Source organism: Sphingomonas sp. Leaf28 (genome assembly GCF_001421685.1).
Taxonomy (GTDB): domain Bacteria; phylum Pseudomonadota; class Alphaproteobacteria; order Sphingomonadales; family Sphingomonadaceae; genus Sphingomonas; species Sphingomonas aurantiaca.
Genome location: NZ_LMKX01000001.1, coordinates 212,471 through 225,609 on the forward strand (window position 1 = coordinate 212,471; position 13,139 = coordinate 225,609).

The following is a 13,139-nucleotide window of genomic DNA, read 5'->3' on the forward strand; positions in this document are numbered from 1 at the left end:
ACGATGACAATCTTATGACAGATGTAAATCAAGCGATCGACACGCCTGATTCGGGACGCCCGCATAACGATCCTTCCCCGCCAGGGGGAGGTGGCGCCGAAGGCGACGGAGGGGGCGGACACGCAACCGAGGTTACGCTCCCCTCCCCCTCCGTCTGGCAAGCGCCAGCCACCCCCCCCTTGCGGGCGAGGGTCGGTCGAAGCCGACCTTCGTGGCTAGCGCGACAGGTCAGCGCGTCGCGTTGATGCTGGCCAGCTGCGTGCCGTCGCGACGCAGCAGGGCGGCCATCTTGACGCTGGCATCGGCGGTCATCTCCTGGCGGCAGCGATGCGCGTCGGCGAACGCATCGAGACCGCTCGTGCGCGGCTCACACGCCCTGGCGATCGCCGATTGCAGCCGGCGCTGGAACAGGGTCCGCCCCGCGGCGCTGGTCAGGTCGAGCCCCGCATGCGAGACGCGCACGGACACGGGCTCACGCACGGAACTGGCCGATGCGGCCGTCGAGAACAGGCACGCGCCGACGATCGCCGCCGAAGCGACGCTGATGAAAATCTTCATGATGATGGTCCTCGTTTGGTCCTGCGGTCCGCAGGCATCGGCCTGCGGGCGACGGCGCTTGCGCATCGGGACGCCGTTCTGCGTGCGGAGTCTCCGACGACGAACCACGTCGCTGCGCATCCCCTAGTCGCGGATCATGACGCCCACGCGACGGTTCGGCGACGTTTCAAAGGTTGCCCCACCGCGCCCCGTTCCCTACCTGTTCACCGGTGAACCAGATCGCCCAAACGTCCGCGCCGCAAGCCGAGCCCCCCTATCTCCGCGGCCTCAATCCGCCGCAGCGCGAGGCGGTGCTGACAACCGACGGACCCGTCCTGATCATCGCCGGCGCAGGCACCGGCAAGACCGCGGCGCTGACCGCGCGACTCGCACACCTGATCTTCACCAAGAAGGCCTGGCCGTCGGAGATTCTCTCGGTCACCTTCACCAACAAGGCCGCGCGCGAGATGCGCGAGCGGGTCGGGCGACTCGTCGGCGACGCGGTCGAGGGGATGCCGTGGCTCGGCACCTTCCACGCGATCGCCGCCAAGATGCTGCGCCGCCATGCCGAGCTCGTCGGGCTGCAATCGAACTTTACCATCCTCGATACCGACGACCAGCTGCGGTTGCTCAAGCAACTCATCCTCGCCGCGGACATCGACGAGAAGCGTTTCCCGACGCGCAGCCTTGCCGGGCTGATCGACCAGTGGAAGAACAAGGGCCTCGTCCCCGCCGATATCGATGCGGGCGAGAGCGAGCGCTACGCCAACGGCCGCGGCGGCGAACTCTACGAGCAATATCAGACCCGGCTGCGCGCGCTTAACGCATGCGACTTCGGCGACCTGCTGCTCCACATGCTCGTCATCCTGAAGACGCACCGCGACGTGCTCGCGCAGTATCAGCAGCGCTTCAAATACATCATGGTCGACGAGTATCAGGACACCAACTCGTCGCAATATCTCTGGCTGCGGCTGCTCGCGCAGGAGCGCAAGAACATCGCCTGCGTCGGCGACGACGACCAGTCGATCTATTCGTGGCGCGGCGCGCAAGTCGAGAATATCCTGAAGTTCGAGCGCGACTTTCCGGGCGCGAAAGTCATCCGCCTCGAACAGAATTACCGCAGCACGCCGCACATCCTCGGCGCGGCGTCGGGCGTGATCGCCAACAATGGCGGCCGCCTCGGCAAGCAGCTCTGGACCGAGCTCGACGTCGGCGAGAAGGTCAAGGTCATCGGCGTCTGGGACGGCCCCGAGGAAGCGCGCCGCGTCGGCGAGGAGATCGAGTCGGTGCGCCGCTCGGGCAAATCGCTCGACGAGGTCGCGATCCTGGTCCGCGCGCAGCACCAGACGCGCGAGTTCGAGGATCGCTTCATCGCGATCGGCATGCCGTACAAGATCGTCGGCGGCTTCCGCTTCTACGAACGCGCCGAGATCCGCGACGCGCTCGCCTATCTCCGCGTCGTCAACCAGCCCGCGGACGACCTCGCCTTCGAACGCATCGTCAACGTCCCCAAGCGCGGCCTCGGCGACAAGGCGCTCGCGCGGATCCACCAGCTCGCGCGCGCCACTGGTACGCCGCTCACGACGGCTGCGGCCCGCATCCTCGACACCGACGAGCTGACCGGGGCTGCGAAGAAGTCGCTCGGCCGCCTCGTCGGCGACATCGCGCGCTGGCGCGACATGGCGACCAGCCTGCCGCACGCCGAACTCGCGCGCCAATTGCTCGACGAAAGCGGCTACACCGCGATGTACCAGGCCGAGAAATCGGTCGAGGCGACCGGTCGGCTCGAGAATCTGAGCGAACTCGTCCGCGCGATGGAGGAATATGACTCGCTCGGTGCATTCCTCGAACATGTCTCTCTGGTCATGGACAATGAGGGCGGTGCGCAGGATCCGCAGGTCACGATCATGACGATCCACGCCGCCAAGGGCCTCGAATACGACACCGTGTTCTGCGTCGGCTGGGAGGAAGGGCTGTTCCCGTCGCAGCGGTCGCTCGACGAGGGCGGCGTGAAGAGCCTCGAGGAGGAACGTCGCCTCGCCTATGTCGCGATCACGCGCGCGCGGCGGCTGGCGGTGATCCTCCACGCCGCCAATCGCCGCATCTACGGCCAGTGGAATTCGTCGATCCCCTCGCGCTTCGTCGCCGAGCTGCCCGCCGAGCACACCGACACCGAGACGACGATGTCGGGCGGTGCGAGCCTGTGGCAGGCCAACTGGTCCGACCGCGCCGACCCGTTCGCCGACGTCGCGCGCGGCACCGGCCGCGGCCCCGGCTGGCAACGCGCGGCCACGCCCGGCGGCGGCTTCTCCACCAAACCCGCCCGCGTCGTCGAAAGCCGCGCGAGCGCGATCAGCCTCGGCAACAAGGGTCGCGACGACCTGTCGCTCGGGATGCGCGTGTTCCACCAGAAGTTCGGCTATGGCAGCATCGCCGAGATCGAGGGCAACAAGCTCGAGATCGACTTCGAACAATCGGGCCGCAAGCGCGTGATGGACAGCTTCGTGACGCTGACGCCCTAGTACCCCCGCGTCGGCGTACCTGTACGGGAGCCGACAATCGCGTTCAGGAACCATGTCTCTCGACAGCCGTATCAGCGTGGCACCCCGATACTCGGGTTCGAGAGGACGTCCCATGAAGTTTACGCATCTCATCGCCGCAGGGCTCGCCTTTGCGACTCTCGGCCTCGGCGCCGCCGCACCCGCCGAAGCGCAGCGCGCTCGCGGCTATAGCCAGCACGACAATGGCCCCCGTGGCGGTCCCCGCGGCGATCATCACGGTGGCCCGCGTGGCGATCATCGCGGCGACCGTCACGGTTTCCGCGGCAACGATCATCGTGGCGATCGCCGTGACGACCGGCGCTATCGCGGTCGCGGCAACGACCGTCGCAACTGGAACAACAGCCGTCGCTGCCGCACCGAGTGGCGCAACCATCGCCGCGTGCAGATCTGCCGCTGAGATAGACCGTTGATATCGGGCGGGCGGCAGTCGCATATTGCCGCCCGCCCTCGTCGTGACACCCTGAAAGGATCCTGATCATGAAGCGTTTTCTCGGCACGGCTGCGATGATCGCCGCCACCTGCCTGTCCGTCGCCACCCCAGCCGTCGCACAGAGCAGTGCCGACGATGCGCGCTTCGCCGCCGCCCAGGCGCGGCTCGACAGCGAACTGCAGATTTTCCGTACCGAATTCGATCGCTACCAGTCGGTGCGCGGCAATCGCGGCGGCTATGCACCCCAGGGCGGGTATCGCCAGGCGCCCGATCGCAGCGGCGGGTATCAGGAAGCCTATCCCGACGAGCGCGACGAGGGCAATTACGACCCCTCGCGCTATTATCGCGCAGGGCCGAACTATCAGGAGCGCACGCTGGCGACCAACGACCGCGTCTATGCCGGGCAGGATGGCCGCTATTACTGCAAGCGCAACGACGGCACGACCGGGTTGATCATCGGTGCCGCGGGCGGCGGTATCCTCGGCAACGTAATCGACGGCGGCCGTTCGCGGATCGTCGGCTCGCTGCTGGGCGCGGCCGCGGGTGGCCTTGCCGGGCGTGCGGTGGACCAGAGCAACAGCCAGGTCCGCTGCCGCTGAGGTCTATTCCGTCATCCTGACGAAAGTCAGGATCCAGAGCCACAGGCGTTAAGCCTTGTGGCTCTGGATCCCGGATCAAGTCCAGGATGACGGCAAAGGCCTACTTCGCCGGCCCGACCAGCTTCTGCGTGAAGTAGGTCATCTGCAACGCCTGCAACCGGGCACCCTGCTCGATATCGGCATCGCCCGAATGGCCGCCCGCGGTATCCTCATAATATAGATACGGCAGGCCATATTCCTTCAACCGCGCGGCGAACTTGCGCGCATGCTGCGGCCCGACGCGGTCGTCCTTGGTCGTCGTCCAGATATACGGCTCCGGATAAGCGACGCCCTTCTTGATGTTCTGATAGGGCGAGATCTTCTCGAGGAACGCCTTCTCCTCGGGCACGCTCACGGATCCATATTCGTCGACCCAGGACGCGCCCGCCGCGATCCCCTCGTAGCGGATCATGTCGAGCAGCGGCACCTGGATCGTCACCGCCTTCCAGAGCTCTGGATGCTGGTTGAACTCGACGCCCATCAGCAGCCCGCCATTCGACCCGCCATAGATGCCGAGTTTCGCCGGGCTCGTCAGCTTGCGCGCGAACAGGTCCTTGGCGACCGCGGCAAAGTCGTCATAGATCACCTGCCGCTTCGTCTTGCGGCCCGCGTCGTGCCACTTCGGCCCGAACTCGCCGCCGCCGCGGATGTTGGCGAGCACGTAGCTGCCGCCGCGTTCCAGCCACAGCTTGCCGGTGCTGCCCGAATAGCTCGGCGTCATCGACACCTCGAAGCCGCCATACGCCGTCATGATCGTCGGCGTGGTCCCGTCGAGCGCGATGCCCTTCTTGTGGACGACGAAATACGGCACCTTCGTCCCGTCGGTCGAGGTCGCCTCGAACTGCTCGACCACGTCGTTCGACGCATCGAACTTCGGCGGCAGCGTCTTGATCGGCTTGGGTGCAGCGCCGGACGCCGCATCGAGCGCATAGAGCGAGGTCGGCGTCAGGAACCCCGTCACCGTCAGATACGCGTCGTCGCTACGATCGGTCGTGCTCGCGACGTCGATCGAGGCGTTGTCGGGCAGTGCGATCGGCTTGGCGGTCCAGCCGCCTGCGCCGTGCGTATAGACCGACGCGCGGCCGCGGACATTGTCCGACACCACCAGCAGCAGCTTCGATTTCGTCAGCCCCATGCCGTCGACCGACTGGCGCGGCCCCGGCGCGAACACGATCGTCGGGTTGATCGCCCCCTTTTCCACCTCGGCAAGCGGTGCCGACGCAATCGCGCCCTCGGGGATCTTGCCCCAGGGGTCGCTCGTCGAGAAGATCACCTGCCCGTCGATCATCCCCGCCGGGAACGTCCGGTCGGGCAAGGCGAGCGGTCGCGCACCGGCCGGCGTCCACACCAGCTTGTCCGCCCCGAAGAAGGTTTTCCGGCGCTGGATCACGATCAGGCGGTTGCCCTTCTCGTCCGTCAGCACGTTCGCCGCCGTACCGCCCTGGTCGGTCGCAGCCCCCCGATACACCTCGGTCGCAGCGCTGAGCGGCTGCCCCCGCTTCAGCTGCTTCATCACGAACGCATAGCCCGACTGCGTCGTCGTCCCTGCCCCCCAGTCGCGCGCGACCAGCAACGTATCCTTGTCGACCCAGGTCGCATCCTGCTTCGACTTGGGCAGCGTGAACCCGTTCGCGACGAACGCACCCGTCTGCAGATCGAATTCGCGATAGGTCACCGCGTCCTCACCGCCTTCCGACAGCGCGACCAGGCACAGCCGCTGCTCGGGCTCGAGACAGGTCGAACCCTTCCAGACCCACTGCTTGCCCTCGGCCTTGCCCAGCGCGTCGAGGTCGAGCGCGGTCGTCCAGTGCGGCGTGGCCGACGCATAGTCCGCCGCGCTCGTCCAGCGCCACAGCCCGTGCGGATGATCGGCATCGCGCCAGAAATTGTAGATCCGCCCGAACATCTGGTTCGGCATCGGGATACGGTCCTTCGCCGACGCGATCGCGAGCGCCTCGGCATGGAAGGTCTTGTAGCGCGGATCGTTCTGGAGCCGCGGGAGCGTCTTCGCATTCTCCGCCTCGACCCAGGCGAGCGGCTTGGCGCCATCCTTGTCCTCGAGCCAGATATAGGGGTCAGTGGCGGTGTTCGTCTGTGTCATCGGTGCGACTTGGGCAAGCGCGGTGCCGCTCGCAAGCCCGGCGCCCCCGCTGAGTATCGTCGCCGCCAGCATCGAAGCCAGAACCCGCATCACCGTATCTCCCTGATTTGCTTGGCGTGCTACATGCCGGGGTCTATCGCGGGGCGCAATGCAACCGGACCAGATATCGGCCGCCGACGGCCTGCCCAAACCCCGCCGTTTCATCGCCATCGCCGCGATCTCGGCGGGCACCGCGCTGACGATCATCGACGGCGGCATCGCCACCGTCGCGCTGCCGACGATCGCGCGCGACCTGGACGTCGGCAGCAGCGCGGTGGTCACCGTCGTCACGGTGTACCAGCTGATCCTCGCGATGGCGCTGCTTCCCTTTTCCGGGCTCGGCGGGCGGATCGGCCTCAAACGCATGTATCAATATGGCCAGCTCATCTTCACGCTCGCCACCCTGCTCTGCTTCTTCGCCAAGAGCCTCCCGTTCCTGCTCGTCGTCCGCGCCGCGCAGGCGCTGGGCGCGGCGGCGGCGCTCAGCGTTTCGTCCGCATTGATCCGGTCGATCTATCCGGCCAGGCAGCTCGGCCGCGGGCTCGGTATCAACGGCGTCGTCGTCTCCAGTTCGGCCGCGCTCGCGCCGACGATCGGCGGGCTCGTGCTGGCGATCGCACCCTGGCCGTGGGTGTTCGCCAGCGCGGTGCCGTTCGCGCTGCTGAGCCTCGCGCTCGGCCGCGCGCTGCCCGAGCCGCGCCCGCAGGACGCACCGTTCGACGTGCTCGGCGCAGTGATGTGCGCAGCGATGATCGGGCTCGTCATCGGCGGCGCGGAGAGCGCGGTGCACGGCGACAGCCCGATCGTCTCCGCCGCGATCGTGCTCACCGGGATCGCGATCGGCTGGGTGTTCGTCCGGCGCGAGCGCGGCGAGGCCAGTCCGATCCTGCCGATCGACCTGCTCGCTCGGCCGGTGCTCGCGCTGTCCGCGATCGGCGCGTACACCGCGTTCATCGCGCAGATGACGCTGCTGCTGTCGACGCCGTTCCGGTTGACGCATGCCTACGGCTTCAGCGCGGCGGAGGTGGGTGCGGCGATCGCGCCGTGGCCGCTCGCGAACATGGTCGTCGCGCCGCTGTCGGGGTGGCTGTCGGATCGCTATCCGGCGGGGTTGCTCGGCGGGATCGGGATGGGCGTGTCGATCTGCGCGTTGCTGCTGCTTGCGTTCATGCCGGCCGATCCGGGCTATTTCGACATTGCGTGGCGGATGGCGCTGTGCGGATCGGGGTTCGGGATGTTCATGGCGCCGAACGCGCGTCTGATCATCGGATCGGCCCCGCGCGAACGCGCGGCGGCGGCGGGCGGGCTGGTCTCGACGGTGCGGCTGGTAGGGCAGACCACCGGCGCGACGCTGGTCGCAGCGCTGCTGGCGATGGGCGTGGGCGCGGGCACGACGCCGCCGCTCGTAGCCGCGGGCCTCGCGCTGGTGGCCGGCCTATGCAGCCTAAGCCGCCTCCGCCCCTCGATCCGCAACCCGCCGACCGAGGAAACGCAGGACGTGCAGCCCGCGCAACAGACGCGGTGACCGCTTCTCCCTCTCCCCGGCGGGAAGAGGGAGCAGAAGAATGTTCACCCGCGAAGGCGGGTGCCCAGTCTGTGTCCCCGCCTTCGCGGGGACACAAGCTTTGCAGCGATCTAATTCAAAACCATCCTCCCCGGCGAAGGCCGGGGCCCAATTGGAACGTCGGATATAACGAAGCGATGCGCTTCGTTAGCACCGTCCCCCAATTGGGCCCCGGCCTTCGCCGGGGTGGTGCAAGCACCAATCAGAAAGCAGCGCTGGCCTTCGCCTCCCCCATCATCGCCTTGCGGACCAGCGGGATCGGCGGGCCGCCATAGCTCAGTAACTGGTCGTGAAACGCCTTCCACGCCTTGCGCCCACCCCGGCTCGCGGTCCAGTCGGCGCGCAGCTTGCGGATCATCAGCTTGCCCATCGTGTAGTTCAGATACGCCGGATCATACGTCCCGCGCGCCGCTTGCTGCCGCGCATTGCCCTCGTCCTGATAGCATTCGTCGACGAACATCCGGAACGACTGCTCCTGCGTCATCCCCTTGGCATGCATGCGGATCGCCGACAGATACCGGCAATCGCGCAGCAACGCGTTCGAGATCTGCCCGACATGCGTCTCCGGGTCCCCGTTGTTGAGCCCCGCCTCCCACATCATCTCCTCGGCATAATGCGCCCAGCCTTCGGCAAACGCATAGCCGACAAACAGCCGCCCGAAGAGCGACGGCGACCGGTTCGCGTGCAGGAACTGGACGAAATGCCCCGGCATGACCTCGTGCACCGAGGTGAACAGCAGGTCGTTCTTGCCGGGCACGAACGCGTCCTGCACCGCCTTGGTCCAGCTCGGATCGGGCGGCGAGATATAGTAGATCGACGGCACGCCCGTCTCGAACGGTCCGGGTGGATCGATATACGCCGAGTTCTGCCGGTTATAGGGCGGTGATTCCTCGACCAGCGCCTGCTCGGTCCCCGGGATCGTCAGCAGGTCGTGATCGACCACGAACTTGCGCAAGCTCGGGATCTGCCGCCGCGCCTCCGCGACCGGGCCACCGACCGGCTTGTTCGCGTTCATCTTGTCCATGCACGCGAGGATCGTCTGTCCCTTGGCGAACACGCCGCACGCCTGCGCGAGCGCCGCCTGGTTGCGCTTCAGATCGGCGACACCCGCCGCCTCGAGCTGGTCGAGCGGCGTATCGACGCCCTCGGTCATCGACACCATCCGCGCGAACTTGTCGGCCCCGAGCGCGAAATCCTGCGTCGCGGTCGCGCGCTGCCCTTCGGTCCACGTACCCAGATCGCGCATCGCCTTCGACGCCGCCTGCGCCGCATCGCTCAGCTGCTTCTGCGCCGCGTCATCCTTGACGCTCGCGAACGCCTTCACCGCGTCGCCCGTATAATAGTCCGCAAAGCCGTTGAACGCCGCAGCGCCATAATTGACGAAGCTCAGCGGCATCGGCGTCTTGAGGTTCGCCTTGATGTTGCCCGTCGCCGCCGGGATCTTCTGCAGGAACGCGGTCAGCGCCTTCATCCGGGTCGGCGCATCGGCATAGTTGCGCGCGATATAGACGTTCGGATCGAGGCCGGCGCTGACATACCAGGCCGGGTTGCGATGCGGCTGATCCGCGTCCTCCAGCCAGAACAGCTTGCCCTTGGCGACCTGCACCAGATAGTCGCGCTCGAACGCCTCGGTCGGCTTCAGCTCCTTGAACGCCCCCGCCTTGTCGATCACGCTATGCAGGAAGTCGGCCTGCCGCTTCAGCCCCGCGGCACTCCAGTCGCCGAGCCCACCGTCATAGTCGTGCTTCCCCTGATAGACCGCGTTCGCCGGATCGATCTTGAACCAGCCGTCGATAAAGCCGTCGCGGAACCCGGCCCAGTCGCTTGCCGCGACCGGCGTCGGTGCAGGCGCAACCGCCTGCGTATTAGACGTGGTCTGCGCGGGCCCACACGCGCTGAGCGCGAGCGCCGCGCCCATCGCCGTCGTCAGAAGTCCGATCCGCATCCTGTCTCCAATTCTGAGTCGTCCGGCGCCATGCTGCCAGTCGACGGCTCGGTACGCCAGCGTGCGGAACGGCCCTCGCGGTGAGCCGTTGACCTTGCATCTGCCAGAACAGACCGGAGAATAGCGATGCCCTATGTAAAAACGCGCGACGGTACAGATATTTACGTCAAGGACTGGGGCACTGGACGCCCGGTCATCCTCACCCATGGCTGGCCGCTCAACGCCGACAGCTGGGACGCGCAGGCTATGGCGCTCGCGCAGGCCGGCTTCCGCGCGATCGCCTATGACCGCCGCGGGTTCGGCCGCTCGGGCCAGCCCTGGAGCGGTTACGACTATGACACGCTCACCGACGATCTGGCCGACGTGATGGAAGCCACCGGCGCGAACACCGACGCGACGATCGTCGGCTTCTCGATGGGTGGCGGCGAAATCGCGCGCTACATGAGCCGCTACGACGGCAAGGGCGTGGTCGCCGCGGGGCTGATCTCGTCGGTCGTGCCGTACATGCTCAAGACCGACGACAATCCCGATGGCGTCGACGAAGAGACGCTGGCCGGGATCGGCGCGGGGATCGAAGACGATCGCCCGGCCTTCTTCAAGACCTTCCTCCAGCAATTCCTCGGCGTCGGGTTCATCACCTCGCCGGTCAGCGACGAGGTCGTCGACTGGGCCTGGGGCCTGGCGATGCAGGCAGGGCTCCATCCGACGCTGCGCTGTGCAGAAGCGTTCGGCCACACCGACTTCCGCGGCGACCTGGCGGCGTTCCGCGTGCCCACGCTGGTGGTTCACGGCACGAGTGACAAGACCGTGCCGATCGACGCCACCGGCCGCGCCGCGGCAAAGGGTATCGCGGGCTCGCAGCTCGTCGAATATGACGGCGCGCCGCACGGCCTGACGATCACGGAGAGCGACCGCTTCACGAACGACCTGCTGACGTTCCTGGGTCGGTAATTCGCCTCCCGTCATCCTGACGGAAGTCAGGATGACGGGACGTTTAGTTCCCCAGCGGGACGATAACCTCGTCCGGATGCGCGACGTTCAGTTCCTTGCGGACCATCTCGTCGACCATATCGGGGTTCGCGTGATCCGGGTTGAGCAACGCCACCCGGTTCTTCAACACCTCGCGCCGGCGATCGAGCGCGGCATAGTCCTGCTCGCGCTTCGCCAGCTGGCGCTTGTAATCGCCATACGCAAACATCCCGTTCGGGCCGAGCACGGCATACGCGCCGAAAAAGGCCATCAGCGTCAGCCCCAGCGCAGGCCAGGCAGCCTTGCGCATCGTCTTCCGCAGCTTGCTGGTCTTCGTCGTCACGCGTGCCATGTCGTCCTCCGCGGGAGTGAGCGTATCAGCCGCCGATCAGGATGTCGCGGCCCGCGTAGCGCGCCGCGTCGCCCAGCTCTTCCTCGATGCGGATCAGCTGGTTGTACTTGGCCAACCGGTCCGACCGCGCCAGGCTGCCCGTCTTGATCTGGCCGCAGTTGGTCGCGACCGCGAGGTCGGCGATCGTCGAATCCTCGGTCTCGCCCGAGCGATGCGACATCACCGCGGTGTACTTGGCGCGCTGCGCCATCGATACGGCTTCCAAAGTCTCGGTCAGCGTGCCGATCTGGTTCACCTTCACCAGCAGCGAATTCGCATAGCCGCCGTCGATGCCGCGCTTGAGACGCTTCGGATTGGTCACGAACAGATCGTCGCCGACCAGCTGCACCTTGTCGCCGATCAGGTCGGTGAGCGTCTTCCAGCCCTCCCAATCGTCCTCGCCCATGCCGTCCTCGATCGAGAAGATCGGATAGCGGCGCGTCAGGTCGCCAAGATATTCAGCCATCTCGGCGCTCTCGAGGATCTTGCCCTCGCCCGAAATGTCGTACTTGCCGTTCTTGTAGAACTCAGTCGCGGCGCAATCGAGCGCGAGCATCACGTCCTCGCCGGGCGTGTAGCCGGCCTTCTCGATGCTCGACATGATGAAGTCGAGCGCCTCGGTCGTGCTGCCGATGTTCGGCGCGAAACCGCCCTCGTCGCCGACGCTGGTCGACAGGCCCTTCTCGCTCAGGCCCTTCTTGAGCGTGTGGAAGATCTCCGAGCCGCAGCGCACCGCCTCGAGGATGTTCGACGCGCCGACCGGCACGATCATGAATTCCTGGAAATCGATTGGGTTGTCGGCATGCTCGCCGCCGTTGATAATGTTCATCATCGGCACCGGCAGCAGATGCGCCTGCACGCCACCGATATAGCGGTACAGCGGCAGGCCGCGCGCTTCGGCCGCGGCCTTGGCGACCGCGAGGCTGACGCCGAGGATCGCGTTCGCGCCCAGCCGGCCCTTGTTCTCGGTCCCGTCGAGCTCGATCATCGCACGGTCGAGGTCCGACTGGTCCTCCGCGTCCATGCCGAGCACGGTGTCGGTGATCTCGTCGTTGACCGCGTCGACCGCGCCGTCGACGCCCTTGCCGCCCCAGCGGGTCTTGTCGCCATCGCGACGCTCGACTGCCTCATGTGCGCCGGTCGAGGCGCCCGACGGCACCGCCGCACGACCAAAGCTGCCGTCTTCGAGAAGAACGTCGACTTCGACCGTGGGATTGCCCCGGCTGTCGAGGATCTGGCGTGCATGAAGGTCGATGATTGCGGTCACGTAACGATGCTCCTACAAATCCCGGGGCGGGGTCGTTCGCGCTGCCTCTATCGCCTCGCGCCATTCCGGGCAATCGCGCGACTGCCCCACAGCCGGGCCCGGCGTCCGGCCCGGGACAGTGTCGTGCAATCGCGCGACGAATCGGGAACCCCGCTTCGACGGCGGTGTTGAGGGCGTAACAATTCTGAAAGGGACCGTCATGGCCGACTCCAGCGTAAACGATACCGTCAACGACCTGAAAACGACCACGACCCAGGTCGGCAACGAGCTCGCCAAGACCGTCGAGTCCGAGGCCAATACCCTGTCGGGCAAGACCACGGATGCCAAGCAGGCGATCAAGGACGGCGCCAGCAAGTACGGCGCACAGGCCGCCGACAAGGCGCGCACCTTCGCCGAGGACGGCAAGGCGCGTGCAAGCGGCGCACTCGAGCAGATCGCCCAACTGCTGACCGACGCCGCTGGCCAGGTCGACGAAAAGCTCGGGTCGCAATATGGCGGCTATGCGCGCAACGCGGCCGACAGCGTGTCCGGCTTTGCCGATCAGGTGAAGGCGAAGGATATTGACGAGCTGTTCGACGACGCACGCGAACTCGTCCGCAAGTCGCCCGCGATCGCAGTCGGCGCAGCTGCTGCCATCGGGTTCGTCGTCGCGCGACTGGTGCAGTCGGGTGTCGACGCGAACCCGAAGGTCTGAGGC

The 13,139-nt window shown here is 66.7% G+C and carries 11 protein-coding genes; 6 read left to right on the forward strand and 5 right to left on the reverse strand.

The window, feature by feature from the left end; genetic code table 11:
- Window positions 1-228: 228 nt before the first annotated feature.
- On the reverse strand, window positions 229-558 hold the full coding sequence (locus tag ASE79_RS01005) for a UrcA family protein (protein ID WP_162236984.1): 330 nt from the start codon (window positions 556-558) through the stop codon (window positions 229-231).
- 209 nt (window positions 559-767) lie between these two features.
- Between ASE79_RS01005 and ASE79_RS01010 the strand changes: the two genes are divergently transcribed.
- The 3 genes from ASE79_RS01010 to ASE79_RS01020 all read left to right on the forward strand — a co-directional run bounded on the left by ASE79_RS01010 (window position 768) and on the right by ASE79_RS01020 (window position 4,127).
- A complete protein-coding gene (locus tag ASE79_RS01010; RefSeq protein WP_416354492.1) occupies window positions 768-3,059 on the forward strand; it encodes an ATP-dependent helicase in 2,292 nt (763 codons plus the stop codon).
- Window positions 3,060-3,171: 112 nt separating this feature from the next.
- Entirely contained in the window at window positions 3,172-3,495 is a 324-nt protein-coding gene (locus tag ASE79_RS01015) for a hypothetical protein (RefSeq protein WP_056410940.1), read from the forward strand.
- An 80-nt stretch (window positions 3,496-3,575) separates the two neighbouring features.
- Window positions 3,576-4,127, forward strand: a complete 552-nt coding sequence (locus tag ASE79_RS01020) for a glycine zipper 2TM domain-containing protein (protein ID WP_056410942.1) — start codon at window positions 3,576-3,578, stop codon at window positions 4,125-4,127.
- Window positions 4,128-4,227: 100 nt separating this feature from the next.
- Here the strand turns inward: ASE79_RS01020 and ASE79_RS01025 are convergent, their stop codons facing one another.
- On the reverse strand, window positions 4,228-6,357 hold the full coding sequence (locus tag ASE79_RS01025) for a prolyl oligopeptidase family serine peptidase (protein ID WP_056410946.1): 2,130 nt from the start codon (window positions 6,355-6,357) through the stop codon (window positions 4,228-4,230).
- Between the two features lie 58 nt (window positions 6,358-6,415).
- On the opposite strand from ASE79_RS01025, the gene ASE79_RS01030 reads away from it, so the two are divergent.
- Window positions 6,416-7,831, forward strand: a complete 1,416-nt coding sequence (locus ASE79_RS01030; RefSeq protein WP_056410950.1) for an MFS transporter — start codon at window positions 6,416-6,418, stop codon at window positions 7,829-7,831.
- Between the two features lie 241 nt (window positions 7,832-8,072).
- Here ASE79_RS01030 and ASE79_RS01035 read toward each other — a convergent pair whose 3' ends face one another.
- Window positions 8,073-9,815, reverse strand: coding sequence for a DUF885 domain-containing protein (locus tag ASE79_RS01035; RefSeq protein WP_056410953.1), 1,743 nt, complete (start codon window positions 9,813-9,815; stop codon window positions 8,073-8,075).
- A 126-nt stretch (window positions 9,816-9,941) separates the two neighbouring features.
- On the opposite strand from ASE79_RS01035, the gene ASE79_RS01040 reads away from it, so the two are divergent.
- Window positions 9,942-10,766, forward strand: a complete 825-nt coding sequence (locus ASE79_RS01040) for an alpha/beta fold hydrolase (protein ID WP_056410958.1) — start codon at window positions 9,942-9,944, stop codon at window positions 10,764-10,766.
- Between the two features lie 43 nt (window positions 10,767-10,809).
- Here the strand turns inward: ASE79_RS01040 and ASE79_RS01045 are convergent, their stop codons facing one another.
- Window positions 10,810-11,136: an FtsB family cell division protein gene (locus ASE79_RS01045; RefSeq protein ID WP_056410961.1), complete on the reverse strand. Its 327-nt coding sequence runs from the start codon at window positions 11,134-11,136 to the stop codon at window positions 10,810-10,812.
- Between the two features lie 25 nt (window positions 11,137-11,161).
- Complete coding sequence (gene eno / locus ASE79_RS01050) at window positions 11,162-12,442, reverse strand: phosphopyruvate hydratase (RefSeq protein ID WP_056410964.1); 1,281 nt, start codon at window positions 12,440-12,442, stop codon at window positions 11,162-11,164.
- Between the two features lie 199 nt (window positions 12,443-12,641).
- Here eno and ASE79_RS01055 point away from each other — a divergent pair, with 199 nt between their 5' ends.
- Entirely contained in the window at window positions 12,642-13,136 is a 495-nt protein-coding gene (locus tag ASE79_RS01055; protein ID WP_056410968.1) for a hypothetical protein, read from the forward strand.
- The last annotated feature ends 3 nt before the right edge of the window (window positions 13,137-13,139 follow it).

What these genes read in the sequence shown, in the direction of transcription:
- ASE79_RS01030 (WP_056410950.1), top strand. Translation starts at nt 6,416, where the DNA reads ATGCAACCGGACCAGATATCGGCCGCCGACGGCCTGCCCAAACCCCGC.
- ASE79_RS01015 (WP_056410940.1), top strand. Translation starts at nt 3,172, where the DNA reads ATGAAGTTTACGCATCTCATCGCCGCAGGGCTCGCCTTTGCGACTCTC.
- ASE79_RS01035 (WP_056410953.1), bottom strand. Translation starts at nt 9,815, where the DNA reads ATGCGGATCGGACTTCTGACGACGGCGATGGGCGCGGCGCTCGCGCTC.
- ASE79_RS01045 (WP_056410961.1), bottom strand. Translation starts at nt 11,136, where the DNA reads ATGGCACGCGTGACGACGAAGACCAGCAAGCTGCGGAAGACGATGCGC.
- ASE79_RS01055 (WP_056410968.1), top strand. Translation starts at nt 12,642, where the DNA reads ATGGCCGACTCCAGCGTAAACGATACCGTCAACGACCTGAAAACGACC.
- ASE79_RS01025 (WP_056410946.1), bottom strand. Translation starts at nt 6,357, where the DNA reads ATGCGGGTTCTGGCTTCGATGCTGGCGGCGACGATACTCAGCGGGGGC.
- ASE79_RS01040 (WP_056410958.1), top strand. Translation starts at nt 9,942, where the DNA reads ATGCCCTATGTAAAAACGCGCGACGGTACAGATATTTACGTCAAGGAC.
- ASE79_RS01020 (WP_056410942.1), top strand. Translation starts at nt 3,576, where the DNA reads ATGAAGCGTTTTCTCGGCACGGCTGCGATGATCGCCGCCACCTGCCTG.
- ASE79_RS01005 (WP_162236984.1), bottom strand. Translation starts at nt 558, where the DNA reads ATGAAGATTTTCATCAGCGTCGCTTCGGCGGCGATCGTCGGCGCGTGC.